Raw genomic sequence first — 25,896 nt, forward strand, 5'->3', positions numbered from 1 at the left:
GTGCCAGCCTAAGCAGGAAGCGTGAAAGAAGGGCGGTACATAGTTACCACCTTCCACCGCAATCGGTGGAAGGTGGCACTGACTCAGTGTTGCTCGTCGGGTTTCTTCTTCAATTTTGGATTCGGGAAGAACTGCACCGCCTGGACTTTCTTGTCCGCTGGCGGTTTGAGCGCGCTGGTGTTGACCCGCGTGCCCAGCTCTTTGGGCACCGACAGCCCTTGCTCGTTGAGCGTGTCGCAGTAACCGCAGGCCACGCATTCGCGGTGTGGCACGCTGTCCTCGCTCCACATCATCAACTTGTCCGGCTCGCTGCACGCCGGGCAAACCGCCCCGGCGATAAAGCGTTTCTTGGTAATCACAGGCCCCTCACTCATGCTGCCGCGTCCTCACTCAGGCCGCTGTGGCGCAAGAGTGCGTCAATCGACGGCTCGCGACCACGGAAGTCGACGAACAGCACCATCGGCGCCTGCGAACCGCCGCGCGCCAGAATCGCTTCGCGGAAAGCGCGGCCGGTTTCAGCGTTGAGCACGCCGTCTTCTTCGAATTTGGAGAAAGCATCCGCCGACAGCACTTCGGCCCACTTGTAGCTGTAGTAACCCGCCGCGTAACCGCCGGCAAAGATGTGCGCAAAGCTGTTGGGGAAGCGGTTGTAGGCCGGTGGACGCATCACCGACACCTCGTCGCGTACGCCTTCGAGCACCTGCGCGGCGCTGCGACCGTCACCGTGGGTGGCGTGCAGTTCGAAGTCGAAGAGCGAGAACTCCAGCTGACGCACCATCATCAGGCCAGACTGGAAGTTTTTCGCCGCGAGCATTTTTTCCAGCAGGTCCTGTGGCAGCGGCTCGCCGGTTTCGTAGTGACCGGAAATCAGCGCCAGGCCTTCCGGCTCCCAGCACCAGTTTTCCATGAACTGGCTTGGCAGCTCGACGGCGTCCCACGCCACGCCGTTGATCCCGGACACGCCGGCATGATCGACACGGGTCAGCAGGTGGTGCAGGCCATGGCCGAATTCGTGGAACAGGGTGGTCACTTCATCGTGGGTCAGCAGCGCAGGCTTGCCGCTGTCGGCCGGGGTGAAGTTGCACACCAGATTGGCCACCGGGCTTTGCAGCACGCCGTCGACGGTACGACGACGGTCACGAGCGCCGTCCATCCATGCACCGCCACGCTTGTTGGCACGGGCATAGAGGTCGAAGAAGAAGCGGCCGACGTGCTGGCCGTTTTCCTTGATCTCGAACAGGCGCACGTCCGGGTGCCAGGTGTCGAAGCCTTTGAGCTCGGCAATCTCGATGCCGTACAGGCGTTGAACGATGGCGAACAGGCCGCCCAGGACCTTGTCGATCGGGAAGTACGCGCGCAGGGTTTCCTGGGCGACGCTGTAGCGTTGTTCACGGAGTTTTTCGCCGTAGAAACCGCTGTCCCAGCTTTGCAGATCGGCGCAGCCCTGTTCGGCGGCGTAGGCACGCAATTGTTGCAGATCCTGCGCGGCAAACGGTTTGCTGCGCTTGGCCAGGTCGCGCAGGAAGCTCAGCACCTGATCGCTGGACTCGGCCATTTTCGTCGCCAGGCTCAACTCGGAGAAACTGGCGAAACCCAACAGCCTGGCCAGTTCCTGACGCAGATCCAGAATCTCTTCCATCACCGGGCCGTTGTCGTTCTGGCCGGCATTCGGGCCTTGATCCGAGGCGCGGGTGCAGTAGGCGGCGTAGACTTCTTCGCGCAGCGCACGGTCTTGGGCATAGGTCATCACCGCGTAGTAGCTCGGGAATTCCAGGGTGATCAGCCAGCCGTCCAGACCTTTAGCCTGTGCGGCGGCAGCCATTTGCGCCTTGGCCGAATCGGTCAGGCCGGCGAGGGCGGCTTCGTCGGTGACGTGCTTGCTCCAGGCCTGGGTGGCGTCGAGCAGTTGGTTGGAGAAGCGGCTGCCCAGCTCGGACAGTTTGCTCTGCACTTCGGCGTAGCGCTTCTGTTCAGCTTCCGGCAGGTCTATACCCGACAGGCGGAAGTCGCGCAGGGCGTGTTCCAGAATGGTTTTTTGCGCCACGTCGAAACCGGCAGCTTGCGGGCTGTTGGCCAGGGCTTCATAGGCCTGGAACAATTCGCGGTTCTGGCCCATCTCGGTGGAGTAGGCGCTCAGGGCTGGCAGACATGACTCGTAGGCATCACGCAGTTCGGCGCTGTTGCACACGGCGTTGAGGTGGCTGACCGGGCTCCATGCCGCACCGAGGCGGTCATTGAGTTCGTCCATTGCCAGTACCAGGCCGGCCCATGTCGGGTTCTGACCTTGGGTCTTGAGGATGTCGGCGATGGCGGCGCGGTTGTCGGCCAGGATGGTTTCAATGGCCGGCAGGACGTGTTCGGCACGGATCGTGGAGAACGGCGGCAGGTCGTAGGACTGCAGAAGAGGGTTGTTCACGCTCACGGTTGGCACCTTGGCTGGAAGAAACATGCGCCCATCTTAATTACAATCGACACTCACCGCAGCTATCGGCGACAGAGAGAGAACTAATCGTGTCACTTCGCAAATACCAGAATCACACCCCGCAGTTGAGCAACGGCGCATTTGTCGACGGCTCGGCGGTGGTGATCGGCGACGTCGAAATCGGTGAAGACAGCTCCGTCTGGCCGCTGACGGTCATTCGTGGCGACATGCACCGCATCCGCATTGGTGCGCGCACCAGCGTGCAGGACGGTTGCGTATTGCACATCACCCACGCCGGCCCGTTCAACCCGGACGGCTTCGCGCTGCTGATTGGCGACGACGTGACCATTGCCCACAAAGTCATGCTTCACGGCTGCACGGTTGGCAGCCGCGTGTTGATCGGCATGGGCAGCATTGTCATGGACGGCGCGGTGGTCGAGGACGATGTGATCATCGGCGCTGGCAGCCTGGTGCCGCCGGGCAAACGTCTGGAAAGCGGTTTTCTGTATGTGGGCAGCCCGGTGAAACAGGTCCGTGCGCTGACCGACAAGGAAAACGCCTTCTTCACCTACAGCGCGGCGAATTACGTGAAGCTCAAGGATCTGCACCTGGCTGAAGGCTACGACCAGCTCTGAATCGACTTACACCTGCTCAGGATTTCTCATGCATTACCAGACCGTACTGTTCGACCTCGATGGCACCCTGACCGACCCGCGTGAGGGCATCACTCGTTCCATTCAGTTCGCCCTCGGCAAGCTCGGAATCGACGAGCCGGACCTGACAAAGCTTGAGCATTTCATCGGCCCGCCGCTGTTGCAGGCGTTCATGCAGTTCTACGATTTCGACGAGGCCAAGGCCTGGGAGGCGGTGAATTTCTACCGCGAGCGTTTCAAGGTGACGGGACTGTACGAGAACCGCGTGTTCGACGGTGTCACGCCGTTGCTGGAAACCCTGAGTGGCCAAGGGCGGCAGCTGTATATCGCGACGTCCAAGCCATGGGTGTTCGCCCGCGAGATCGCCCGGCACTTCGACTTTGCCCGGCACTTCAAGGTGATCTACGGCAGTGAGCTGGATGGCACGCGGACCAACAAAGTCGAGTTGATTGCCCATTTGATCGCCGAGGAAGGGCTGAATCCGGCGGACACGCTGATGATCGGCGATCGTAAACATGACCTGATCGGTGCGCGCAGCAATGGCCTGGATGCGGCGGCGGTGGGCTATGGGTTTGGCAGTTTTGAAGAGTTGAACGCTGAAGCGCCGGCTTATCACTTTGAAACGCTGGATGAGTTGCATCAGGCGTTTTTGCACAACAGATGAAATTGCTTTCGCGAGCAAGCCCGCTCCTGTAGGGCCTGTATGTCGTATACAAGTCCAGTGTGGGAGCGGGCTTGCTCGCGAATAGGCCCGTTCAGCCAGCCAGAAATCAAGAATCTGCCAGCGTTTTCAATGCCGCCTTACGCTCGAGTACCGGTAAATTCCCCAGCCTCTCGACCTCTGAATAAAACCTCACCCAATCCCCTCCCTCCTGCCTGAACAGCGCAGCAAACGCCGGCACCCACTGGTCGTACAGTCCAAACGGCAACAGCCGCGCATTGTTCAGCGGCGCATAGACCCAGGCGTCAAAGCGCTTGTCCCCGGCCCACTGACTATCCCGCATCACCCGGTAATCCCGGCGAAACTGTTCGAACTGCGCCGCTTTGCGCTCACGCATCTGCTCGGCCGGCAATGACTGGGCGTAGAGCTTTTCCAGACGTGAACGGGTATCGAGCACCAGTGCAATGAACTGGTCACGCTGTTTGAGTTTTGAGTCGTTATCCGCTGGCAATCCGCGAAACGCCCGCCATTGCCGGGTGCCTTCCTGCTCGACGAACGTGGCGAAGGACTCGTTGAACTCGGTGTCGTCCTTCACATAGAAGCGCTGATGGGCCAACTCATGAAAAATCAGTGTGGCCAACCGCTCGTCGCCCCAACCCATCATCGAATTGAGTATTGGGTCGTTGAACCAGCCCAGCGTGGAGTACGCCTCGACGCCGCCGATCGACACGTCCATGCCCTGCAGGCGTTGGATCGCGGCTTCGCCCCGGGCCGCGCTCTGGCTGTAGTAACCGCGATAGGCCACGCATCCGGCAATCGGGAAACAGTGGTTTTGCGGGGTCAGCGAAAACTCTTGGGTGGCGAACACATTCCACACCACAAACGGCCTTCCAATGTCGGCGTACAGGCGATAGCTCTGGTTATCCGGAAGGTGCAAGTGCTGGCTGGCGAAGGTGCGGGCCTTTTGTGACTGCGCCAAGTGTGCGCGTAACTTTACGTCGCGGCTTGGGTCGGCAATCACCTCGGCCACCGGCTCGCGGGCCCGCAGCAATTGCCATTGACCGCTGGCCAACTGGCCGTAGTAGCTGACGCTGGCGCAACCGTTGAGCAACAAAAACATCACACCCGGAAACAAAATCCGAAAAACGCGATCAAGTAACCGATGGCTTGAAAGCGGCCTGATCAAAATAAGAAACCCCTGGAAAGTCTGCCCGCAAGACTATCCCGCCCATTGGAGCTGCGCTATGCGTATGTTGATGCTGACAGGAGGCCTGCTGACGCTGGCCGGATGTGCCGGATTTGGAGTGCCGGATCCTGACCCCTCGCAGGCCTGGATCGATCTGAATGCCCGGCAGCAGGACACGGCACTGCAAGCGCTGCAAGTCGACCGCAAGGCTGCCATCGACAGACGCTATTTCGAGGTGCAGCCCGGCAGTCATGAGCTGACGGTGCGTTATCAGTTTCCGGTGGAAGCCACCAATATTGGTCCCGACGCCGAGCCGCTCTGGCGCGATTGCCAGTTGAACGTGAAATTCAACGGTTTCAACGCCGGCCAGCGTTATCAATTGCAGGCCGGCAGTATCGGTTTCCGACCTTGGGCCAAGCTCTATGACGAGCAGCGCAAGGTTGTGGGGCAGGGCACTCCGGCGGGCTGTCAGAAGACTTGATCGGCGCTATGCTCAATGTCCCATCCAAAGGACATTGATCATGCGCAGGTTGACGTTGTTGCTTGCTGCAAGTGTGGTTGCCGGCTGCCAGAGCCCGATGCCAGCGGCTGACCCTGGTAAGGCCTGGGTCGACTTCGCCATGCCCACCCCTGGCGGCAAAGTGCTGATGGCGGAACGGCTGGACAAACAGAGAATGCCGGACGGACGGTTTTTCCAGGTCACGCCGGGCAGTCACGAGTTGACGGTTCGCTTTGATTTCGAGGTGTTCGGCGGTGGCATGAGCATGAACACCGATCCGCAGGAGCGGCTGTGTTACCTGACCGTGCGTTACGATCATTTCGAGGCCGGGCAACGTTATCGTCTTGAAGCCAGGTCACTGGCATTTACGCCAAGCGCCCGGTTGATCAATCACCAAGGGCAGATCGTTGCCGAAGAACGGCAGGTCAACTGCGTGCCTTGATCGACTTCAACTGTCGTTTTTCTGATAGATGATCGCTTTGGTGCCGTTTTCACACGAGCCTACGACCATGGCGATGTCGTGTTTTGCGGCCTCTTCCTTGCTGACGATTTCCAGCGTGTAGGAGGGCACGGCATTCGCCTGGATTTTGATTTCGATCTCGTTCTTCAATTCTTCACAGTCTTTGGGTGCGGCAAGAGCCGAGGTGGCCAGTGCACTGCAAAGAATCGCCAAGCCAATACGTTTCATGATTGAAGCTCCCTGAGGCAGCGCGCACGGATGTGCGCTGAAGCTGCTGTCATTTATTCGACCATACTATCGCTCAGCGAGTTCTGACTTCGCTCACAGGTCTTGTTAATCGGCTCAGGCTTCGTGGGGATTTTCAGGTCGCCTTCGCGAGCAAGCCCGCTCCCACAGAGGATCTTTGGTGTTCACAAGATCTGTTGTGGGAGCGGGCTTGCTCGCGAAGACGTCGGCTCAGCCAACGCCTGCTTATGCGACCAGCGATGCCTCAAGGGTGATCTTCGCATTGAGTACCTTGGACACCGGGCACCCTTCCTTGGCCTTGTTGCTCAGTTCTTCAAACTGCGCCTGACTGGCTCCCGGGATCTTCGCCTTGAGAATCAGCTTCACCGCCGTGATCGCAAAACCGCCATCGACCTGGTCGAGGGTGACTTCAGCGTCGGTGTCGATGCTGTCGGCCTTCAGGCCTGCATCGCCGAGAATCATCGAAAACGCCATGGAGAAACAACCGGCATGTGCGGCGCCGATCAGTTCTTCCGGGTTGGTGCCCTTACCGCCTTCGAAACGGGCCTTGAAACCGTAGGGTGCTTCTCTGAGGACGCCGGTTTCAGTAGAAATCGAGCCGATACCGGTTTTCAGATCACCTGCCCAATGTGCGGATGCTTTCTTAACGATAGCCATGCTGCCTCCTCAAGATCGGGCGCGGAACACCGCGCCGTTATGAATTTTGCTTGCAAGGCTTCTGAGGATAGACGCCGGGACAAAGTTCAGCTCGTCTGAATCGTTGACTTTTTTAGTAGGATTTTTCGTTCTGCTATTGAAACTCGGGTATATGCCCTCATTGCACAAAACACGCTTATGATTCGGCAGGTTTTCGTTCGCAAGAAAAACCTGCCTCCTCACTCGGAGAAGCAGGTTTATGAAGCAACTCTCAGACGTAAAATTTTCTACCCTCGATCTGGTGCCAGTGCGCGAGAACGGCAGCCCGGCGCAATCGCTGCGCAACTCGCTGAACCTGGCGCAGCATGTCGAGAAACTCGGCTATACGCGGTTCTGGGTGGCTGAACACCACAACATGGACGGCATCGCCAGTTCCGCCACTTCAGTGCTGCTCGGTTATCTGGCCGGTGGTACGTCGACCATCCGCGTCGGCTCCGGCGGCGTCATGCTGCCCAACCACGCACCGCTAGTGATCGCCGAGCAGTTCGGCACGCTGGAAAGCCTGTATCCGGGGCGGATCGACTTGGGGCTGGGCCGCGCGCCCGGCTCCGATCAAATGACTGCCCGTGCCCTGCGCCGCGAGCGCTCCGGCAGCGCCGACGATTTCCCCGAAGATGTTGCCGAGTTGGCGCGCTTCCTCGGCCCGCGCACCCCGGAGCAACGAGTCATCGCGATGCCCGGCACCGGCACCCATGTGCCGATCTGGCTCCTTGGTTCCAGCCTGTTCAGTGCACAACTGGCCGGCGAGCGCGGTTTGCCCTACGCCTTCGCCTCACATTTCGCACCGCGCTTGATGCATGAGGCGATCCGCGTCTACCGCAATCACTTCAAACCGTCGGCAGTGCTCGACAAGCCGTATGTGATGCTCGGTGTGCCGCTGGTGGCCGCTGATACCGATGAGCAAGCGGACTACCTGGCGACCTCGGTGTACCAGCGCATTCTTGCGCTGATGCGTGGGCAAAGTCTGGTTCAGCGCCCTCCCGTGAAAACCATGGACGGGCTGTGGCTGCCCCACGAGCGCGAGGCTGTGGGCGATTTCCTCGGTCTGGCAATGGTCGGCAGCCCGCAGAAGATCCGCGCCAAACTGGAAATGCTGGTTGAGCAGACGCAGGCCGATGAGCTGATTTTCACCTGCGATCTGTACGAGCATGCTGATCGTCTGCATTCCTACGAGTTGCTGGCGCAGGTGATGAAGGGCTGAGACGGTGCACCGTCCCCCATTGGAAACGTGTTGACCACAAAAAAGCCGACGCATGAGCGTCGGCTTTTTGCATTTCAGGCACGATCAACCGCGCTTGTAGACGATTTCCTTGGTGCCGCCTTCACAACTGCCGACCACATCGCCGCCAGCCGCCGCACCCTTATCGACGATCTCCAGCGAATACCCGGCAACCCCCTTGGCATCCAGCTTCGCCGCAATCTCGCTCTTGAGCTCGTCACAAGGCTTGCCGGCAGCAAACGCACCACCGGCAAGGCTCAACAAACCTATTGCCAATATGAACTTCTTCATCGGTCGCACTCCTGGTCGGATTAATAGAGGCGGGCATCGGAGCATTGGCCCGATGCGCTCACCCTGTAGCGCTTTGCCATTCCTATGGCACTCGGCCAGCGCGCAAGTTCAGAAGTGTAGACCCAACTCAGCTACTGGCGATCCGGAAGCCGACTTTGAGCGTCACTTGAAAGTGCGCGGCCTTGCCGTCCTTGATGTGACCGCGGGTTTCGATCACTTCGAACCACTCAAGATGCTTGATGCTTTTGTTCGCTTCGGCCAGCGCGTTGTTGATGGCCTCTTCGATGCTGTTGGTGGAAGAACCGACCAGCTCGACTTTCTTGTACGTGTGATGGTCACTCATGACGATCTCCTAGGCGTGTGGATTTGAGACTAGCAGTGAATTGCACTGTTGATTTCGGCGGCTACACGCAAGCGAAGTTCAGATTTTCTGCACTTTCTCAAACCGCTGAAGTCCCAATCAACACACGCCACTCATCACCAATGCAGGAGAGCCACCATGGCCAACACCTCTTTACGTAAAGCCTCGTTGCAAAGCATGGAAGCCGAGATCGAGAGTCTGCTCAAATCGTTGGAAAGCCTCAAAGACGACGCTTCGGACGAGTCGCGCAAGACCCTCAAGGCGCTCAAAAGCAACGCCGAAAGTGCGCTGAAACACTCGCGCCACCTGCTCAGCGATGCCTATGAAGAAGTCAAAGTGAAAACCCGCGAGACCGGGCTCGCCACCCGTGATTACGCTCAGGAACATCCGTGGACAACTGCCGGTGTGGCGGTCGGTGCAATGGGCCTGCTCGCGGCCTACTTGCTGTTCAAGCGCGGCGAATGATCCGGCTGGCGCAGCTCGTTTTTGAGCCATTGCGCCAGTTGCCGGGCGCGCCCGTCTGCGGCGCGTTTGGGTAGCCACAACGCCAGTTGCGCCGGGGTTTCACAGAAGCCCCATGGCGCAACCAGGCGACCGGCCCTCAAGTCTTCAGCCACCAGCGGCTCCGGCGCGATTGCCACGCCAAGACCTGCCACTGCGGCCTCCAGTAAGTAATACAAATGCTCGAAACCTTGCCCGAGCTTCAACGCCTTGGCGTCGAGGTGGTTTTGCTGTGCCCAGCTCGGCCAGGCTTGCGGGCGCGATGTGGTGTGCAGCACTGGCTCATCGAGCAAAGCCTTGGCAGATGCCCTTTGCAGGCGTTGATAGCCGCTGAATAGTGGGCTCATCACCGGGCCGATGCGCTCGGCAGCTAATTCATACACCTGCATGTCCGCCGGCCATGGTGGCTCGGCGAACAACAGCAAAGCATCGAGCCCGGGACGTCGAGGGTCAAGATCGCCCTCACCGGCCGACAGATGCAGGCGTAAATCCGGCAGATCGGCATTCAGTCGTCCCAAGCGTGGAATAAACCAGCGCGCCAGCAGGCTTCCGGAACAACCGAGCACAAATGGCGCGTCGGCCGTGCTTTGGGTTAATTCGGTGCAAACACTGCGCAACCGATCAAACGCTTCAGCGCTGGCGTCGCGTAGACGCACGCCTGCATCTGTGAGTTTCAAGCCGCGTCCATCCTTGATGAACAGGCTGAGGCCTAGGTGCTCTTCCAGCACCTTGAGCTGACGACTGACCGCACCATGGGTGACGTGCAGTTGTTCGGCCGCCTGACTGACGCTGTTCAGGCGTGCGGTGGCTTCGAAGGCGCGCAAAGCGTTCAGCGGGGGAAGGTCATGGCTCATGGTATCTGTGAGTTTTCCTGACAGGTTGCGGCGATCTTATCGGTTTTCAGCATAGAAGGTCAGGGGTAGAGTGGTCGTCATTGTCTTTTGACCCCCTGGAGCAAACCATGACCCAGACTTCGCACCACGCCGATCTGCGTAACGGCCCTGACGCCAACGGCCTGTTCGGCTCGTTCGGTGGCCGCTACGTCGCCGAAACCCTGATGCCGTTGATCCTCGATCTGGCCCGCGAATACGAAACGGCCAAGGAAGATCCTGCATTCAAAGAAGAATTGGCCTACTTCCAGCGCGATTACGTCGGACGTCCGAGCCCGCTGTACTTCGCCGAGCGTCTGACCGAGTTCTGCGGTGGCGCCAAGATCTACCTCAAGCGTGAAGAGCTGAACCACACTGGTGCGCACAAGATCAACAACTGCATCGGCCAGATCCTGCTGGCGCGGCGCATGGGCAAAAAACGCATCATCGCCGAGACCGGCGCCGGCATGCACGGCGTGGCAACTGCCACCGTGGCTGCGCGCTTCGGTCTGGACTGTGTGATTTACATGGGCACCACTGACATCGAACGTCAGCAGGCCAACGTGTTCCGCATGAAGTTGCTGGGCGCCGAAGTGATCCCGGTGGTCGCCGGCACCGGCACCCTGAAGGACGCGATGAACGAAGCCCTGCGTGACTGGGTGACCAATGTCGACAGCACTTTCTACCTGATCGGCACCGTGGCCGGGCCGCACCCGTATCCCGCGATGGTTCGCGACTTCCAGGCCGTGATCGGCAAGGAGACCCGCGACCAACTGCAAGCCCAGGAAGGTCGCCTGCCGGATAGCCTGGTGGCCTGCATCGGCGGCGGCTCCAATGCCATGGGCCTGTTTCACCCGTTCCTCGACGACAAAAGCGTTGAAATCATCGGCGTTGAAGCCGCCGGCTACGGCATCGAAACCGGCAAGCACGCGGCCAGCCTCAACGGCGGCGTGCCGGGTGTATTGCACGGCAACCGCACCTTCCTCTTGCAGGACGACGATGGCCAGATCATTGACGCGCACTCGATTTCCGCCGGTCTCGACTATCCGGGCATCGGTCCGGAACATGCCTGGTTGCATGACATCGGCCGCGTGCAGTACACCTCGGTGACTGACGATGAAGCCCTCGCCGCGTTCCACAAATGCTGCCGCCTGGAAGGGATCATTCCTGCCCTGGAAAGCGCTCATGCCCTGGCTGAAGTGTTCAAACGCGCACCGAAGCTGCCGAAGGATCACCTGATGGTGGTCAACCTCTCCGGTCGTGGCGACAAAGACATGCAGACCGTGATGCACCATATGGAACAGTCGCAGCAGGAGAAACACTGATGAGCCGCCTGCAAACCCGTTTTGCTGAACTCAAGGAACACAATCGCGCTGCGCTGGTGACCTTCGTCACCGCCGGTGACCCGGACTACGACACCTCGCTGGCGATCCTCAAAGGCCTGCCGAAAGCCGGTGCCGATGTGATCGAATTGGGCATGCCGTTCACCGATCCGATGGCTGACGGCCCGGCCATCCAACTGGCCAACATCCGTGCGCTGGGTGCCAGGCAGAATCTGGCGAAAACCCTGCAAATGGTTCGCGAATTCCGTGAAGGCAACAGCGACACGCCGTTGGTGCTGATGGGCTACTTCAACCCGATCCACATGTATGGCGTGCCGAACTTCATTGCTGACGCGAAAGAGGCAGGCGTCGACGGTCTGATCGTGGTCGACATGCCACCGGAGCACAACGAAGAGCTGTGCGACCCGGCCCAGGCTGCCGGTCTGGACTTCATCCGTCTGACGACTCCGACCACGGATGACGCGCGTCTGCCGAAGGTGCTTAACGGCAGTTCCGGATTTGTTTACTACGTCTCGGTGGCCGGTGTCACCGGTGCCGGGGCAGCGACGCTGGAACACGTCGAAGAGGCGGTCACTCGCCTGCGCCGCCACACGGATCTGCCGATCAGCGTCGGTTTCGGCATTCGTACGCCGGAACAAGCGGCGGCCATTGCGCGTCTGGCAGACGGTGTTGTCGTGGGGTCGGCGCTGATCGATCACATTGCCAATGCCACGACGCCCGATCAGGCGATCGACGGCGTGCTGAGCCTGTGCTCGGCGCTGGCTGAAGGCGTGCGTAAGGCCCGCGTCAGTTGAAGGTAAAGTTCCTGATACAGAGGAATTAGCACCTCGCGGCACAGACTAATCAAGCAAGACCGAGGGATTCAGAACCGCGTTCTGAATCCCTTTTTGCTGTTAGTGCAGTGAGGAAACTCCCATGAAAATGCCGAAACGTCTGATTGCCAGTCTGGGCGTGCTGATGATCAGCGCGACACCGCTGCTGGCCAGCGCCGATCAGCGCGATGATCACGACCGCGGCGGCCCGCAGCAGGGCCATTACGATAACCGTGGGGATAATCGCGGCAACGATCACCGTGGCCCACAGAACAACCACCGAGGTGGCCCGCCGCGCGACTTCGGCCCGGTACGCCAGACCATTCGCGACAACCATGGCTACTTCGTGCGCGGCGCACCGCCGCCTCCGGGCATCCATCTGGTACGAGGCCGGCCGCTGCCCCACGGTTATTACGGTGAGCGCCTGGAGGGTCGTGCGTTAGGTCGTTTACCGGTCTATCCAGGTTACGAATGGCGCCGGGCCGGGCGCGATATCGTGCTGATCGCGGTGGGTACCGGGATCATTTATGAAATTCTGGATGGGGTTTTGTACTGATTCACAGGCAATAAAAAAGATCGCAGCCCAGGCTGCGATCTTTCGCGTCAGGGCAACTCCAGCCCGCCCGAGGCTTTGTGCAGTTTGCGCAAATGCTCGCCAATCTGTTTCACGTTGGCTTCGCTCGCGGCAATCTCGGCCGCGCGCTTGGGTTCAAGCAGCTTGCGCACCTCCGTGTCCAGATCGCCGGAAAGCGCCAAGAGCTTTTTTTGCCGCTGGCTGCTTTCCGCTTGCAGTCGGCTGAACTCGCTCGGTTGCGGCAAACCGTAACCCTTGGAATCGAGCAATTCTGCCGGACGACTGAGGAAGCCGCTGTTGGCGAGGATTTCCTGCAAAGTCGCGTTGGCCTTGTCCATCCCACCGTTATCCAGCTCGCGTTCACCGAGGTAGCGCTGCTTGACCTCGTCCTGAGCCAGCAGCAGTTGCCGACGAAAACTGGCCTGCTCCAACAGCAGCAGTGCGGCGCTGGTGCGCAGGTCGGCGCGATCAAACCACGGACGGCGTTCCTCGGCCGACAACGATAGCCACTCCTCGACGCTGTTCTGTTTGATCGGTAATTGCTTCTTCAGTACAGCGAACATCGCTTGATAGCGATCGCGGAACGAGTCGAAGCGATAGCCCAGGCGCAGGGCCTCTTTTGGATCGTCCAGCACACTGGTGTCGGCGAGGCCGCGCCCTTTAAGCACTTCCAGCAAACCATTGGGCATGATGCTGTCCAGACCGACGAGCTGAGCGTTGTTGCTGCCGCTGCGCAACAGCTTCAGGCCTTCCACCGCGCAGTTGTTGGACAGGAAGAAGTAGTTGCCGTCGTAGCTCCAGTGCATCTCGGCGGCGTGTTCGACCACGCCTTCAATCTCGCTGCGTGACAGGTTCAGCGGCACCGATGCAAGGCTGCGCAGCTCGGTTTTGGTGTATTCATCGATGACCTGCGCCAGTGGCAAGACGAACAGCCGCGAGGGGTATTTGCCGACCAAGCCGTCCCAACTCGACAGTTGCACATCGCCCACGAAGGCGCGGTAGGACAGCACCAGATGCTGGTCCAGATCGAGCCGGCAATCCGGGCCACGTGGCCGACCCGGTGCGCAGATCACCAGACGCAACATGCTGTGGCCCCAACGGCTGACCCAGTTCTGATTGGCCTCGGCGAGCAGGTAGTCGACGGCGTACACCCGCTCCGGATCGACTTGTCCTAGCGGCTGCTTGGCGAAGTCGTTGCCCGCATTGAGAAACGCGAAACTCTTGCTGCAAGTGTCCTTGGCAGGCGGCGCCCAGCCAAAGTGTTCCTTGTAATAGCGGTACAGCGCCGGGCGGCGGCAGGCGTAGCTCGAGTCGAGGAGGAAATACTCCATGTTGACCGCGACGAACTCTTTCGGACTGGAGATCTCGTACAGATCCGGGCTACGGGCGATCTGGCGGTTGTGTTGCTCGCGTTCGCCGCGACGGCCGACGTATTGCTGCCAGCCGGCGAGGTCGAGCAGGCGCGGGTCATCGCTGAGGGTAAAGCGGCGGCCGTTCTGGCCACGGCATTCATCGGGGATACCGATCAGCCCGGCGCTGTTGAAACGCCGGGTGCAGCGCTGGATCAGCGTACGTTCGGCGCTCGGCCACAAACGCGCGCGGTCATAAATGTGGGTGATTTCGTGCAGCACCGTGGCGAGCAGTTCCTGACGCACAGTGCCGTGGGGGCGATTGGTTTTTTCTTTGGCCGCGCTGCCGTCGGTGAGGCTGTCGAGCAGTTTGCGGTTCAGATCGAGCTCGGCGACCAGCGTGGCTTGGCCGTAGGCATTGCCGGGCATGTCGTCGGTCCAGCCGACGTCGATGCGCCGGTCCAGCCGCTCGATGAAGCTCGGCGGCAGCGCGCGCATGGCTTCATCTATCAGCGTCTGGCTGGCCTGTTGTTGGGCGGCGCTCAGATCGTCGGTCTTGAGCCGCAATTGCAGGCTGGCGTGGGCGTTGTTGCCAAGCAGCAACAACGTCCCGGCCAGCAGCCAGGCGCCGAGTGATTTCACAGTGCGAGGATGGCTTCGGCGAGTACCTGATCGCTGGCGTCGCGAGCTTCCGGCACGCGAGTGCGCAAGGTGTTGAGCGCGGCTTCCAGGTGTGCGCCGCGGATATCACCGTTGCTGGCGACAAAACTGGCGGCATCGTCGTGAGCTTCGCGGATGATTTTCGAGTCGCGAATCGAGGTGGTGGTATCGGACGTGAAATCGATGCTGCGCTGGGAGGCACGAACGATGATGTTACTGGTGGCTACCAGGGTGTGCGCCTGGGCCACGTCGGCCAACAAAAACAGGCCAAGGGTGGCAGCAATCAGCGGGCTACGCATGGAACGACTCCGGAAGGACAAGGATAGCTATTGGACGAGAATTGCCTGCGCCAGTTCACGGTCGCTTACATGAAGTTTCGGCCGGGTTTTGCGCAGGTAATGCAGTGCTGATTCCAGTCGAGCGCCTCGCAATTCACCGTCAGTGGCAACAAACGCAGCCGCGTCATCGTGAGCGGCGAGCACCAGTTTACGGTCGAATGGCGCGGAAGACACCATGCCGGTCGCCCAAAGGCTCACTACGGTGTTCTGCGTGGAGACATCGAAGGCATTGGCCGGTGTCACCCAGCAGGCGGTTAATAATACGGAGGGGATAAGCAGTTTTTGAAGAAAGTGCATAAGACTCGGTAACTGTTAGCGAGCCGCAAGGCTAGCGCAATGCCCGGGCCGGAGCCAGCGCCAAAAGCATCGGGACACGACCGGCGTGTCCCTTCATGCCACGCTGATTCAGATCGCAAGAATCGCTTGGGCCAGTTGTGCATCGGTCGCGCTCAACTGCGGCGCTTGATGGCGGATAAGATCCAGCGCGCTTTCCAGCTTCACACCACGGATCTGGCCTTCGCTGGCAACGAAGCTGGCCGCGTCGTCACGGGCGGCGAGCACTGTTTTGTTGTCACGCAACGACGAGGTGGCATCGGAGGTAGCGTCGGAAGAAGATTTGAGCGCGCCAACGACGGCGTCGGTGGTCACGATGAAGCTGGAGGCGCTGGCGTTGGCAGCCACGGCCAGCAGGGCGGCAGCGCTGAGCAGACGAAGACGGGACATGATGTAACTCCTGTGGATAAACCGTATTGAGAGGTGGCTCGGTATCTGAGGAGTCAGACGCCAATGGCACAGCATTCGCCACGTTCTGCGTGGATATTAGGCCTGCAGACGAGGTTCGCACAGTGGGCAGAATGCTAGCGCCAGAAGGGTTTCTCCAGTTCATTCAGCCGATCGGCGTGGCTGAGACCCAGATCCGCGAGATCCCGCCCATCCAGTTGCGTCAATAGACGCCGCGTCCTGGCTTGCTCAAGGCCTTGGCATAAGCGGCTCAACAGGCGTTTTACGAGGTTGCGGCGAAGGGCGGGTTGTAAAGAAACTGCTGAAACATCCTGTAAGCCATTCATGACTGATTCCTTTTTACCGTCAAAGTCGGACAGTCATGTTGAACCCGATGCAGGCAACGGGGCAGATACACCAGCGTTAAATTGTACTGGTTCAGATTTGGCAATCTTATATCTGTACTGTTGTTTGTAGCCGCCACCTGTAATGCATGTTTTCCTCGCCTGAAACGACAAAACCCGTCGCGGTTTCCCGCGACGGGTTTTGTTTGTTCAATTCGGGTTGCTGGCGGTGGGTCTAACGACCAGAGCCAGCGACGCTACTTAGCGCCAGAACGGCTTGCTCAGCTCTTCGTAGCGTTGTGCTTCGCTGATACCGGCGTCAGCCAGCAGACGCGAATCCAGACGAGCCAGTTGGTGGCGGCTGGAGATGCGGCGCTGCCACAACATCAGGTTGGCGATAACGCGCAGAGGCAGGGAAGCCTGGGTTTTTGCAGCTTTGTCTTCGAAGAACAGTTCGGAACTGAGTGTACGTTCCATGGTTGACATCCTTCCGCTTGTGGCGGGATTAGGTAGTGGTTTAACTGGTGCCCATGATCCTCTCGTTTGCCTAGTCTCTCTAGATACAGTTCAACTGTATTGTGAGTGACCAGTTAACTGTTTAAAGGGGGTGTACGGGTCAAAATTGAGCAAACTGTACCTGTCTGCACTAACTCGGTGCATTTTCGCATTAGTAGGGAGTATTTGTAGGTAAATGCTGTAGGAAATGACCGGTACAGAAGTACAGTTTTTGCAAAGAAAGCGCTTTTGAAAAATCCACCGACGCAAACTGTGTTTGCGTCGGTGGAATATCTGTGCGAATCACACCGCCAGCATGCGTCCGGTTTCTTCCAGGTTAATGTGCCAGCTCAAGGCTTCACGCAGGATATGCGGGGTGTGACCGCCAATTGCACAGGCAGCGGTGAAGTAATCATCCAGCGCCTGACGAAAGTCCGGATGCACACAATTATCGATGATTACCCGCGCGCGCTCTCTTGGAGCCAGCCCACGCAGGTCCGCCAGACCCACCTCGGTCACCAGAATGTCAACGTCGTGCTCAGTATGGTCGACGTGGCTGACCATCGGCACCACGCTGGAAATCGCGCCACCCTTGGCAATCGATTTGGTCACGAACACCGCCAGATGCGCGTTGCGCGCGAAGTCACCGGAGCCGCCGATGCCGTTCATCATCCGTGTGCCGCAGACGTGGGTCGAGTTCACATTGCCGTAGATGTCGAACTCCAGCGCCGTGTTGATGCCGATGATGCCCAGGCGCCGCACGACTTCCGGGTGGTTGGAGATCTCCTGTGGGCGCAGTACCAGTTTGTCTTTGTACTTCTCCAGGTTGCCGAACACGTCGCTGTTGCGTCGCTCGGACAGGGTGATCGAGCTGCCCGAGGCGAAGCTCAGCTTGCCGGCGTCGATCAGGTCGAACGTCGAATCCTGCAGCACTTCGGAGTACATGGTCAGGTCTTCGAACGGCGAGTCGATCAGGCCGCACATCACCGCGTTGGCGATGTTGCCGATCCCGGCTTGCAGCGGGCCGAGCTTGTTGGTCATGCGCCCGGCATCGACTTCCTGCTTGAAGAAGGTGATCAGGTGATCGGCAATGGCGTTGGTGTCGGCATCCGGCGACGACACGGTCGACGGCGAATCCGCTTGCTGGGTGATGACAATGGCAACGATCTTCTCTGGCGGAATCGGAATCGCGGTGCTGCCAATGCGGTCGTCGACCTTCACCAGTGGAATTGGCGTGCGCGTCGGACGATACGTCGGGATATAGATGTCATGCAGACCTTCGAGATTGGCGTTGTGCGCCAGGTTGATCTCGACGATGACCTGTTTGGCGAAAATCGCGAAGCTCGCTGAGTTACCCACCGAGGTGGTCGGCACGATGTGGCCCTGTTCAGTGATCGCCACGGCTTCGATCACCGCGATGTCCGGCAGCTTCAGTTGCTGGTTGCGCAGTTGCTCGACGGTTTCCGATAGATGCTGGTCAATGAACATCACTTGGCCGGCGTTGATCGCCTTGCGCAAGGTGCTGTCGACCTGAAACGGCATGCGCCGTGAGAGTACGCCGGCTTCGGTCAGTTGCTTGTCGAGGTCGTTACCCAGGCTCGCTCCGGTCATCAGGCTGATCTTCAGCGGCGTGACCTTGGCTCGCTCGGCCAACGCGTGAGGGACGGCTTTGGCTTCGCCGGCGCGGGTGAATCCGCTCATGCCGACGGTCATGCCGTCCTCAATCAGAGCGGCGGCGTCGGCGGCGCTCATCACTTTATCCAACAACGAAGGCAGGCGAATACGGTCACGGTACATGGATTATTATCTCGGGAAGCGAGTAGCAGGATGCGCAGTCTAGTGAATTTCCCAGGCGCCTGTCCCGCTACCAAGGTCGCAAAAGAGGCGTCTATTTAGCGGGTTTGAAGTAAAACACCGTTACCGGATCTGCAACAACGCGGCATAGTGTCCGACGTTTTGCACAAACAAAAACGCCCCGACAAGTCGGGGCGTTCGGTATTGCAGCGGCGAGTTACTCGACCGCTTTGACCATGTCTTCGATGACTTTTTTCGCGTCGCCGAACACCATCATGGTCTTGTCCAGGTAGAACAGTTCGTTGTCCAGCCCGGCATAGCCGCTGGCCATCGAGCGCTTGTTGACGATGATGGTCTTGGCCTTGAACGCTTCGAGAATCGGCATGCCGGCAATCGGCGACTTCGGATCGTTCTTGGCGGCCGGGTTGACCACGTCGTTGGCGCCGAGTACCAACACCACGTCGGCCTGACCGAACTCGGAGTTGATGTCTTCCATCTCGAACACCTGATCGTAAGGCACTTCGGCCTCGGCGAGCAGCACGTTCATGTGGCCAGGCATACGGCCGGCAACCGGGTGGATCGCGTACTTCACAGTCACGCCACGGTGTGTCAGCTTCTCGGTCAATTCTTTCAGAGCATGCTGCGCGCGGGCCACCGCCAGACCGTAGCCCGGCACGATGATCACGGTGTCGGCGTTGGTCAGCAGGAACGTTGCGTCATCTGCCGAGCCGGATTTCACCGGACGCGCTTCTTTCGCACCGGCCGGGCCAGCGTCAACCGTGTTACCGAAACCGCCGAGCAGTACATTAAAGAAGGAACGGTTCATCGCCTTGCACATGATGTACGAGAGGATTGCACCGCTCGAACCCACCAGCGAACCGGCGATGATCAGCATCGAGTTGTTCAGCGAGAAACCGATACCCGCCGCTGCCCAGCCTGAGTAACTGTTGAGCATCGACACCACCACCGGCATGTCGGCGCCGCCGATCGGGATGATGATCAGCACACCCATCACGAACGCCAGTGCCAGCATCAGCGCGAACGCTGTGAGGTTGCCGGTGAGCATGAACGTCACACCGAGGCCCAGAGTCGCCAGACCCAACACGGCGTTTAGCTTGTGCTGACCGGCAAACTGTACCGGTGCACCCTGGAACAGACGGAACTTGTACTTGCCCGAGAGCTTGCCGAACGCGATCACCGAACCGGAGAAGGTGATTGCACCGATGGCTGCACCGAGGAACAACTCCAGACGATTGCCCGCCGGAATCGAGTCGCCCAAGTGTTTAACGATGCCCAGCGACTGCGGCTCGACCACTGCGGCAATGGCGATGAACACCGCGGCCAGACCGATCATGCTGTGCATGAACGCGACCAGTTCCGGCATTTTGGTCATTTCAACGCGCTTGGCCATGATCGAACCGGCAGTGCCGCCGATCAGCAGGCCGACGATCACGTAGCCGATACCGGCAGTTGCCAGCTCAGCGCCCAGCTTATAGATGAGGCCGACGGTGGTGAGGATGGCCAGTGCCATGCCAAGCATGCCAAACAGGTTGCCGCGCCGCGATGTGGTGGGGTGCGACAGGCCTTTGAGGGCCTGTATGAAGCAGATCGACGCGATCAGGTAGAGCGTCGTGACGAGATTCATGCTCATTACTTCGGCGCCTCTTCTTTTGCTTTCGGGGCTTTCTTCTTGAACATCTCAAGCATGCGGCGGGTGACCAGGAAGCCACCGAACACATTGACCGCGGCCAGCGCCACGGCGAGGGTGCCCATGGTTTTGCCCAGCGGCGTGACGGTCAGCGCAGCGGCGAGCATGGCACCGACGATCACAATGGCTGAAATGGCGTTAGTCACCGCCATCAATGGCGTGTGCAGCGCAGGCGTAACGTTCCAGACCACGTGGTAACCGACATAAATCGCCAGCACGAAGATGATCAGGTTGTAGATACCGGGGGAGATAAGCTCTTCCATCGTCTGAATCCCTGCTTAGGCGTTTTTGCGGATGACTTGGCCGTCGCGGCACATCAGGCACGCGGCGACGATATCGTCTTCGAGGTTGACGTCGAACTGGCCTTCTTTGGTGAACACCAGTTTCAGGAAGTCCAGCAGGTTGCGCGCATACAGCGCCGAAGCGTCTGCGGCGACTTCACCGGCCAGATTGGTCGGGCCGCAAAGGGTCACGCCGTTCTCGATCACGACCTGATCGGCCACGGTCAGCGGGCAGTTGCCACCCTGAGCCGCCGCGAGGTCAATGACCACCGACCCTGGTTTCATCTGCGCCACGGTCTCCGCACTCAACAGCGTCGGCGCCTTGCGGCCCGGAATCAGCGCGGTGGTGATCACGATGTCAGCCTGCTTGGCGCGTTCATGCACGGCCTGGGCCTGGCGCTGCATCCAGCTCGCCGGCATCGGCCGCGCGTAACCGCCGACACCCACGGCGCACTCGCGCTCTTCATCGGTCTCGTACGGAACATCGACGAACTTGGCGCCGAGGGATTCGATTTGTTCCTTCACCGCCGGACGCACGTCAGACGCTTCGATCACCGCACCCAGACGTTTCGCCGTAGCAATCGCCTGCAACCCGGCCACACCTGCGCCGAGGATCAGCACGCGCGCCGCTTTCACGGTGCCCGCAGCGGTCATCAGCATCGGCATGAAGCGTGGATAGTAATGAGCGGCCAGCAACACGGCTTTATAGCCGGCTATGTTCGCCTGGGACGACAACACATCGAGACTCTGCGCCCGAGAGGTGCGCGGCGCCGCTTCCAGGGCAAACGCGGTAATCCCGCACTCGGCCATTTTGGCGATGGTGTTGTTATTGAACGGGTTGAGCATGCCAACCAGCACCGTGCCGCGCTTGATCAGCGTCAGTTCGGCGTCGCTTGGGGCGACCACTTTGAGAATCAGCTCGGCGCCAAACGCATCGTTGGCACTGCCAATCGTTGCGCCCGCCGCTTCATAAGCACTGTCGACAACACTGGCTTTAACGCCGGCGCCGGTTTGCACAGTGACCTTATGACCTTGGCCGATCAGCTTCTTAATGGTTTCAGGGGTTGCAGCAACCCGTGTTTCACCGGTCTGGGTTTCGAGAGGAACACCAATGTGCACGTCAAATCTCCTGCGTGATCTTATTGAGTAAACCCAGGCACTGCGGATGGTGCGACTGGGGCGGCCGATCAGCACGATCCCGCCAAATCAGGGCGGGGCGCGGCATTTTGCAGGCGAACTTTATGCCCTTCAAGGGATTATGACGGGTGACGGAAAATTAACTACAAGTCATCCCGTGACCGAATGTCGCAGATGGCCGGTTGAATCCCTTGCAGGCCTTGCCTTGCAAGGATTCTGGCTGAATTTGAAAAAATTTCTCATCGGCGACGTGAATAGGCCGTAATGAGTCGTGCATGGAGGCTCAAAGCCACGTTTTCAGGCGCTTTTGGGACGTCTGTACGACTTTCGGATACAGTCTGTGAAAATGCGACAAATACTTACATCTGTAGCGCTTTTGATTTGTTGACTACGAGGTCAGCTACGGCGGAGAGCCTTTATCCTTCAAGGCTGTAGCTATTCGCCTGATTCACCAGCCAATCGCGAAATGCCTTGAGAGACGCTGATTCGACCTTTCGCTCCGGAATCATCAGGTAATAAGCTTTGATGCTGGACAGGGCCTGCGGGTTGGCAATCACCAAGCGCTTCTCCCTCAATTCCCGCTGAATCAGGAAGGGCGGAATCAGCGCGATGCCCATGTCGTGCATGGCCGCTTGGGCGAGCATGGAGAATAGCTCGTAGCGTGGCCCCGTCATGTCGCGAGGGATATTCAAGTGCTGGGAGTTGAACCACTGTCGCCAGGCATAGGGACGAGTGGTTTGCTGCAGTAAAGGTAGATCGGCGATTTCTTGGGCTGTCAGGTGTGTCTTGTTGCCGAGTAGGGCGGGGCTGCACACCGGCATCGGATTCTCGCCCATCAACCTGTGGGATTCTGTACCCGACCAATCCGCGTCGCCGAAGTAGATCGCGGCGTCGAACTCAGTGTCGGCAAACAGGAACGGCCGGGTGCGGTTGGTCAGGTTGACGGTCACTTCGGGATGCTTGAACTGGAAGTCCTTCAGTCGTGGCAACAGCCATTGCGTGCCGAAGGTCGGCACCACCGCCAACTCGATCACGTTGGTCCCCTGTTGGCCCATCACCGACAGCGTGTCCCGTTCAACCGCATCGAGTTGGGTCGCCACGCGGCGGCTGTAGGAAAGTCCCGCCTCGGTCAGCTTCACTCCGCGTCGCGAGCGTCGGAACAGTTCCACGCTAAGGAACTCCTCAAGGCTGGCGATCTGTCGGCAAATGGCCCCCTGGGTGAGGGAAAGCTCTTCGGCAGCCTTGGTAAAGCTCTCATGGCGGGCGGCGGCCTCGAAGCTGATCAGGGCCGTGGTGCTGGGGATCTTTCTGCGCATGTACATCAACCTCACTAATGCGCCGCATAAAAGGCATTCAGCGACGTTTCGGAGTGAGAAATTAGCACAACAGAATGCGAAATCCTCGTTTGCCGTGACGACGAACCGCGCCTAGGATCAATGCCACGTTAATTCACCGATTTGCGAGGACACACTCATGGGCGGTAAAGCTAGCTTCAACTGGATCGATCCCCTGCTGCTGGATCAACAGCTCACCGAAGAAGAGCGCATGATCCGCGACACCGCCGAGCAGTTCGCTCAACAGAGCCTCGCACCGCGTGTCCTCGAAGCCTTCCGCCATGAGAAGACTGACCCGGCGATCTTCCGCGAGATGGGCGAGGTCGGCCTGTTGGGCGCAACCATCCCAGAGCAATACGGTGGCAGCGGCCTCAACTATGTCAGCTACGGCTTGATTGCCCGTGAAGTGGAGCGTGTCGATTCCGGCTATCGCTCGATGATGAGCGTGCAGTCCTCGCTGGTGATGGTGCCGATCAACGAATTCGGCACCGAAGCGCAGAAACAGAAATACCTGCCAAAACTGGCGTCCGGCGAATGGATCGGCTGCTTCGGTCTGACCGAGCCGAACCACGGTTCCGACCCGGGCGCGATGATTACCCGGGCTCGCAAGGTCGACGGCGGTTACAGCCTGACCGGCGCGAAGATGTGGATCACCAACAGCCCGATCGCCGACGTGTTCGTGGTGTGGGCCAAGGACGATGCTGGCGACATCCGTGGCTTCGTGCTGGAGAAAGGCTGGAAAGGTCTGAGCGCACCGGCGATTCACGGCAAGGTCGGCCTGCGTGCTTCGATCACCGGTGAGATCGTGATGGACAACGTATTCGTGCCGCAAGAAAACATCTTCCCGGACGTGCGCGGTCTGAAAGGTCCGTTCACCTGCCTCAACTCCGCACGTTATGGCATCTCCTGGGGGGCGCTGGGTGCTGCTGAGTTCTGCTGGCACACCGCCCGCCAATACACCTTGGATCGCCACCAGTTCGGTCGCCCATTGGCCGCTACTCAGTTGATCCAGAAGAAGCTCGCCGACATGCAGACCGAGATCACTCTGGCGCTGCAAGGCTGCCTGCGTCTGGGTCGTATGAAGGATGAAGGCACTGCGGCGGTTGAGATCACTTCGATCATGAAGCGCAACTCGTGCGGCAAGTCGCTGGATATCGCCCGTATGGCTCGCGACATGCTGGGCGGCAATGGTATCTCCGATGAATTCGGCGTGGCCCGTCATCTGGTCAACCTGGAAGTGGTGAATACCTATGAAGGAACCCACGACGTTCACGCGCTGATCCTCGGACGTGCGCAAACCGGCCTGCAAGCGTTCTATTAATAGGAGAGCGACCATGGGCGCGCTGTCGCATCTGCGGGTACTGGATTTATCGCGAGTATTGGCCGGACCGTGGGCCGGGCAGATCCTCGCCGACCTTGGCGCCGAGGTGATCAAGGTCGAGCGCCCGGGCAATGGCGACGACACTCGCGCCTGGGGGCCGCCCTTCCTTAAAGACGCCTATGGCGAGAACACGTCAGAGGCGGCTTACTACCTGTCGGCTAACCGCAACAAGCAATCGGTGACCATCGACTTCACGCGTCCCGAAGGGCAGAAGCTTGTACGGGAGTTGGCAGCCAAGTCGGACATCCTGATCGAGAACTTCAAAGTCGGTGGCCTGGCGGCTTATGGATTGGATTACGAGTCGCTGAAGGCGATCAATCCGGATCTGATCTATTGCTCGATCACCGGGTTCGGTCAGACCGGTCCCTATGCCAAGCGTGCGGGCTATGACTTCATGATCCAGGGGCTGGGCGGGCTGATGAGCCTGACTGGTCGACCTGAGGGTGATGAGGGCGCTGGACCGGTGAAGGTTGGTGTGGCGCTGACGGATATTCTGACCGGCCTCTATTCGACGGTGGCTATCCTTGCGGCACTGGCTCATCGAGATCATGACGGTGGTGGACAGCATATCGATATGGCATTGCTGGATGTGCAGGTTGCCTGCCTGGCTAACCAGGCGATGAACTACCTGACTACTGGCAATGCGCCTAAGCGTCTTGGCAATGCGCATCCCAACATCGTGCCTTATCAGGACTTCCCGACGGCTGATGGTGATTTCATTCTTACCGTGGGTAATGACGGTCAGTTCCGCAAATTCGCGGAAGTGGCGGGGCAGCCGCAGTGGGCTGATGATCCGCGATTCGCTACTAATAAGCTGCGGGTGGCGAACCGGGCGGTGCTGATTCCCCTCATCCGACAGGCGACGGTGTTCAAGACTACGGCTGAATGGGTGGCCCAGTTGGAGCTGGCGGGTGTGCCGTGTGGGCCGATCAACGATCTGTCGCAGGTATTTGATGATCCGCAAGTGAAGGCGCGGGGGTTGGCGATTGAGTTGCCGCACGCGTTGGCAGGGATGGTACCCCAGGTGGCGAGCCCTATTCGGATGTCGCAGACCCCGGTCGAGTATCGCCGAGCGCCTCCTTTATTGGGTGAGCACACATTGGAGGTATTACAGCGGGTATTGGGTTTGGAGGCGGGAGCGGTTGCTACGCTGAAGGAGGAGGGGGTGCTCTGACCATTTCTTCTATATAGAGGAATGGTGTTTCGATCCTGGTTAGAGGCGGATCTGGATGTTTTTTAACCGATCTGCAAGTGATTGATAGAAAAGCGAAATTAACGGTTGACGGCAGATTCTGGAAGCCTATAATTCGCCCCACTTCCGGCGCAGTCGAAACGGAAAACTCCTTGAGATTCAATGAGTTATGATGTTTTCGGCGGTGGGTTGCTTCAGGTTATCGAAGCCAGAAAGAAGTTGAAAAAGAGGTGTTGACAGCAGCGTGTAACGCTGTAGAATTCGCCTCCCGCTGACGAGAGATCGGAGGCGCAAGTGGTTGAAGTTGTTGAAGAATTCTTCGAAAGCTTCTGAAAATAATCACTTGACAGCAAATGAGGCTGCTGTAGAA

30 protein-coding genes are annotated in these 25,896 nt (G+C 59.3%); 11 read left to right on the forward strand and 19 right to left on the reverse strand.

All coding sequences use genetic code 11. The features are described 5' to 3' along the window. Positions 1-83: 83 nt before the first annotated feature. Together K5E40_RS20430 and prlC are read right to left on the reverse strand one after the other, a co-directional pair. On the reverse strand, positions 84-374 hold the full coding sequence (locus K5E40_RS20430) for a YheV family putative zinc ribbon protein (RefSeq protein ID WP_221732302.1): 291 nt from the start codon (positions 372-374) through the stop codon (positions 84-86). Then, the gene (prlC, locus tag K5E40_RS20435; protein WP_311775962.1) at positions 371-2,422 is read right to left on the reverse strand and encodes an oligopeptidase A; all 2,052 of its coding nucleotides are present in this window, start codon (positions 2,420-2,422) and stop codon (positions 371-373) included. Before prlC ends, K5E40_RS20430 begins: the two co-directional genes overlap by 4 nt. Positions 2,423-2,511: 89 nt before the next feature. Here prlC and K5E40_RS20440 point away from each other — a divergent pair, with 89 nt between their 5' ends. Both K5E40_RS20440 and K5E40_RS20445 read left to right on the forward strand, forming a co-directional pair. After that, the gene (locus tag K5E40_RS20440; protein WP_221732304.1) at positions 2,512-3,057 is read left to right on the forward strand and encodes a gamma carbonic anhydrase family protein; all 546 of its coding nucleotides are present in this window, start codon (positions 2,512-2,514) and stop codon (positions 3,055-3,057) included. Positions 3,058-3,085: 28 nt separating this feature from the next. Beyond that, entirely contained in the window at positions 3,086-3,739 is a 654-nt protein-coding gene (locus K5E40_RS20445; RefSeq protein ID WP_221732305.1) for an HAD family hydrolase, read from the forward strand. 106 nt (positions 3,740-3,845) lie between these two features. Here the strand turns inward: K5E40_RS20445 and K5E40_RS20450 are convergent, their stop codons facing one another. Further along, the gene (locus tag K5E40_RS20450) at positions 3,846-4,922 is read right to left on the reverse strand and encodes an aminopeptidase (protein WP_221732306.1); all 1,077 of its coding nucleotides are present in this window, start codon (positions 4,920-4,922) and stop codon (positions 3,846-3,848) included. A 58-nt stretch (positions 4,923-4,980) separates the two neighbouring features. On the opposite strand from K5E40_RS20450, the gene K5E40_RS20455 reads away from it, so the two are divergent. Beyond that, entirely contained in the window at positions 4,981-5,403 is a 423-nt protein-coding gene (locus tag K5E40_RS20455; RefSeq protein WP_221732307.1) for a hypothetical protein, read from the forward strand. Between the two features lie 40 nt (positions 5,404-5,443). Further along, entirely contained in the window at positions 5,444-5,863 is a 420-nt protein-coding gene (locus K5E40_RS20460; RefSeq protein ID WP_221732308.1) for a hypothetical protein, read from the forward strand. A 6-nt stretch (positions 5,864-5,869) separates the two neighbouring features. Here K5E40_RS20460 and K5E40_RS20465 read toward each other — a convergent pair whose 3' ends face one another. Together K5E40_RS20465 and K5E40_RS20470 are read right to left on the reverse strand one after the other, a co-directional pair. Next, positions 5,870-6,109 carry a DUF1161 domain-containing protein gene (locus K5E40_RS20465; protein WP_221732309.1) on the reverse strand — a complete coding sequence of 80 codons (240 nt, stop codon included), beginning with the start codon at positions 6,107-6,109 and terminating at the stop codon, positions 5,870-5,872. Between the two features lie 243 nt (positions 6,110-6,352). Next, entirely contained in the window at positions 6,353-6,784 is a 432-nt protein-coding gene (locus K5E40_RS20470) for an OsmC family protein (RefSeq protein WP_221732310.1), read from the reverse strand. Between the two features lie 238 nt (positions 6,785-7,022). On the opposite strand from K5E40_RS20470, the gene K5E40_RS20475 reads away from it, so the two are divergent. Further along, positions 7,023-8,024, forward strand: a complete 1,002-nt coding sequence (locus K5E40_RS20475; protein WP_221732311.1) for an LLM class flavin-dependent oxidoreductase — start codon at positions 7,023-7,025, stop codon at positions 8,022-8,024. 84 nt (positions 8,025-8,108) lie between these two features. Here the strand turns inward: K5E40_RS20475 and K5E40_RS20480 are convergent, their stop codons facing one another. After that, the gene (locus K5E40_RS20480; protein ID WP_221732312.1) at positions 8,109-8,333 is read right to left on the reverse strand and encodes a DUF1161 domain-containing protein; all 225 of its coding nucleotides are present in this window, start codon (positions 8,331-8,333) and stop codon (positions 8,109-8,111) included. A 127-nt stretch (positions 8,334-8,460) separates the two neighbouring features. Then, positions 8,461-8,676 (reverse strand): dodecin, encoded by a 216-nt coding sequence (locus tag K5E40_RS20485; protein WP_221732313.1) that lies wholly within the window; start codon positions 8,674-8,676, stop codon positions 8,461-8,463. 156 nt (positions 8,677-8,832) lie between these two features. Here K5E40_RS20485 and K5E40_RS20490 point away from each other — a divergent pair, with 156 nt between their 5' ends. Next, positions 8,833-9,159 (forward strand): YqjD family protein, encoded by a 327-nt coding sequence (locus tag K5E40_RS20490; RefSeq protein WP_221732314.1) that lies wholly within the window; start codon positions 8,833-8,835, stop codon positions 9,157-9,159. Here the strand turns inward: K5E40_RS20490 and K5E40_RS20495 are convergent. Next, positions 9,132-10,049, reverse strand: a complete 918-nt coding sequence (locus K5E40_RS20495) for a LysR family transcriptional regulator (RefSeq protein WP_221732315.1) — start codon at positions 10,047-10,049, stop codon at positions 9,132-9,134. The two genes, K5E40_RS20490 and K5E40_RS20495, sit on opposite strands and share 28 nt — an antisense overlap. 107 nt (positions 10,050-10,156) lie before the next feature. Here K5E40_RS20495 and trpB point away from each other — a divergent pair, with 107 nt between their 5' ends. The 3 genes from trpB (at position 10,157) to K5E40_RS20510 (ending at position 12,775) form a co-directional block, all read left to right on the forward strand. Then, the gene (gene trpB, locus K5E40_RS20500) at positions 10,157-11,389 is read left to right on the forward strand and encodes a tryptophan synthase subunit beta (RefSeq protein WP_221732316.1); all 1,233 of its coding nucleotides are present in this window, start codon (positions 10,157-10,159) and stop codon (positions 11,387-11,389) included. After that, on the forward strand, positions 11,389-12,201 hold the full coding sequence (gene trpA / locus K5E40_RS20505) for a tryptophan synthase subunit alpha (RefSeq protein ID WP_221732317.1): 813 nt from the start codon (positions 11,389-11,391) through the stop codon (positions 12,199-12,201). The genes trpB and trpA overlap by 1 nt, the downstream gene beginning before the upstream one ends. A gap of 121 nt (positions 12,202-12,322) precedes the next feature. After that, a complete protein-coding gene (locus tag K5E40_RS20510) occupies positions 12,323-12,775 on the forward strand; it encodes an anti-virulence regulator CigR family protein (protein ID WP_221732318.1) in 453 nt (150 codons plus the stop codon). 47 nt (positions 12,776-12,822) lie between these two features. On the opposite strand, the gene K5E40_RS20515 is transcribed toward K5E40_RS20510, so the two are convergent. The 11 genes from K5E40_RS20515 to K5E40_RS20565 all read right to left on the reverse strand — a co-directional run bounded on the left by K5E40_RS20515 (position 12,823) and on the right by K5E40_RS20565 (position 22,935). Further along, positions 12,823-14,784 carry a DUF4105 domain-containing protein gene (locus K5E40_RS20515; protein WP_221732319.1) on the reverse strand — a complete coding sequence of 654 codons (1,962 nt, stop codon included), beginning with the start codon at positions 14,782-14,784 and terminating at the stop codon, positions 12,823-12,825. Further along, entirely contained in the window at positions 14,781-15,101 is a 321-nt protein-coding gene (locus tag K5E40_RS20520) for a DUF2388 domain-containing protein (RefSeq protein ID WP_221732320.1), read from the reverse strand. The genes K5E40_RS20515 and K5E40_RS20520 overlap by 4 nt, the downstream gene beginning before the upstream one ends. 27 nt (positions 15,102-15,128) lie before the next feature. Next, a complete protein-coding gene (locus K5E40_RS20525) occupies positions 15,129-15,437 on the reverse strand; it encodes a DUF2388 domain-containing protein (protein WP_221732321.1) in 309 nt (102 codons plus the stop codon). Positions 15,438-15,545: 108 nt separating this feature from the next. Next, on the reverse strand, positions 15,546-15,863 hold the full coding sequence (locus K5E40_RS20530; RefSeq protein ID WP_221732322.1) for a DUF2388 domain-containing protein: 318 nt from the start codon (positions 15,861-15,863) through the stop codon (positions 15,546-15,548). 134 nt (positions 15,864-15,997) lie between these two features. Then, positions 15,998-16,207: a DUF1127 domain-containing protein gene (locus K5E40_RS20535; protein WP_221732323.1), complete on the reverse strand. Its 210-nt coding sequence runs from the start codon at positions 16,205-16,207 to the stop codon at positions 15,998-16,000. A 258-nt stretch (positions 16,208-16,465) separates the two neighbouring features. Next, entirely contained in the window at positions 16,466-16,681 is a 216-nt protein-coding gene (locus K5E40_RS20540) for a DUF1127 domain-containing protein (protein WP_003220409.1), read from the reverse strand. 321 nt (positions 16,682-17,002) lie between these two features. Beyond that, complete coding sequence (locus K5E40_RS20545) at positions 17,003-18,496, reverse strand: acetyl-CoA hydrolase/transferase family protein (RefSeq protein WP_221732324.1); 1,494 nt, start codon at positions 18,494-18,496, stop codon at positions 17,003-17,005. 214 nt (positions 18,497-18,710) lie between these two features. Beyond that, positions 18,711-20,144, reverse strand: coding sequence for an NAD(P)(+) transhydrogenase (Re/Si-specific) subunit beta (locus K5E40_RS20550; RefSeq protein WP_221732325.1), 1,434 nt, complete (start codon positions 20,142-20,144; stop codon positions 18,711-18,713). Continuing rightward, the gene (locus K5E40_RS20555; RefSeq protein ID WP_003220416.1) at positions 20,144-20,464 is read right to left on the reverse strand and encodes an NAD(P) transhydrogenase subunit alpha; all 321 of its coding nucleotides are present in this window, start codon (positions 20,462-20,464) and stop codon (positions 20,144-20,146) included. Before K5E40_RS20555 ends, K5E40_RS20550 begins: the two co-directional genes overlap by 1 nt. Positions 20,465-20,479: 15 nt before the next feature. Continuing rightward, a complete protein-coding gene (locus K5E40_RS20560; protein WP_221732326.1) occupies positions 20,480-21,601 on the reverse strand; it encodes a Re/Si-specific NAD(P)(+) transhydrogenase subunit alpha in 1,122 nt (373 codons plus the stop codon). Between the two features lie 434 nt (positions 21,602-22,035). After that, a complete protein-coding gene (locus K5E40_RS20565; RefSeq protein ID WP_221732327.1) occupies positions 22,036-22,935 on the reverse strand; it encodes a LysR family transcriptional regulator in 900 nt (299 codons plus the stop codon). Positions 22,936-23,092: 157 nt separating this feature from the next. On the opposite strand from K5E40_RS20565, the gene K5E40_RS20570 reads away from it, so the two are divergent. Continuing rightward, positions 23,093-24,274 (forward strand): acyl-CoA dehydrogenase, encoded by a 1,182-nt coding sequence (locus K5E40_RS20570; RefSeq protein ID WP_186531476.1) that lies wholly within the window; start codon positions 23,093-23,095, stop codon positions 24,272-24,274. Between the two features lie 13 nt (positions 24,275-24,287). After that, positions 24,288-25,508, forward strand: a complete 1,221-nt coding sequence (locus K5E40_RS20575) for a CaiB/BaiF CoA-transferase family protein (protein WP_221732328.1) — start codon at positions 24,288-24,290, stop codon at positions 25,506-25,508. The last annotated feature ends 388 nt before the right edge of the window (positions 25,509-25,896 follow it).

Source organism: Pseudomonas baetica, from assembly GCF_019733355.1.
Classification (GTDB): Bacteria; Pseudomonadota; Gammaproteobacteria; order Pseudomonadales; family Pseudomonadaceae; genus Aquipseudomonas; species Aquipseudomonas baetica_A.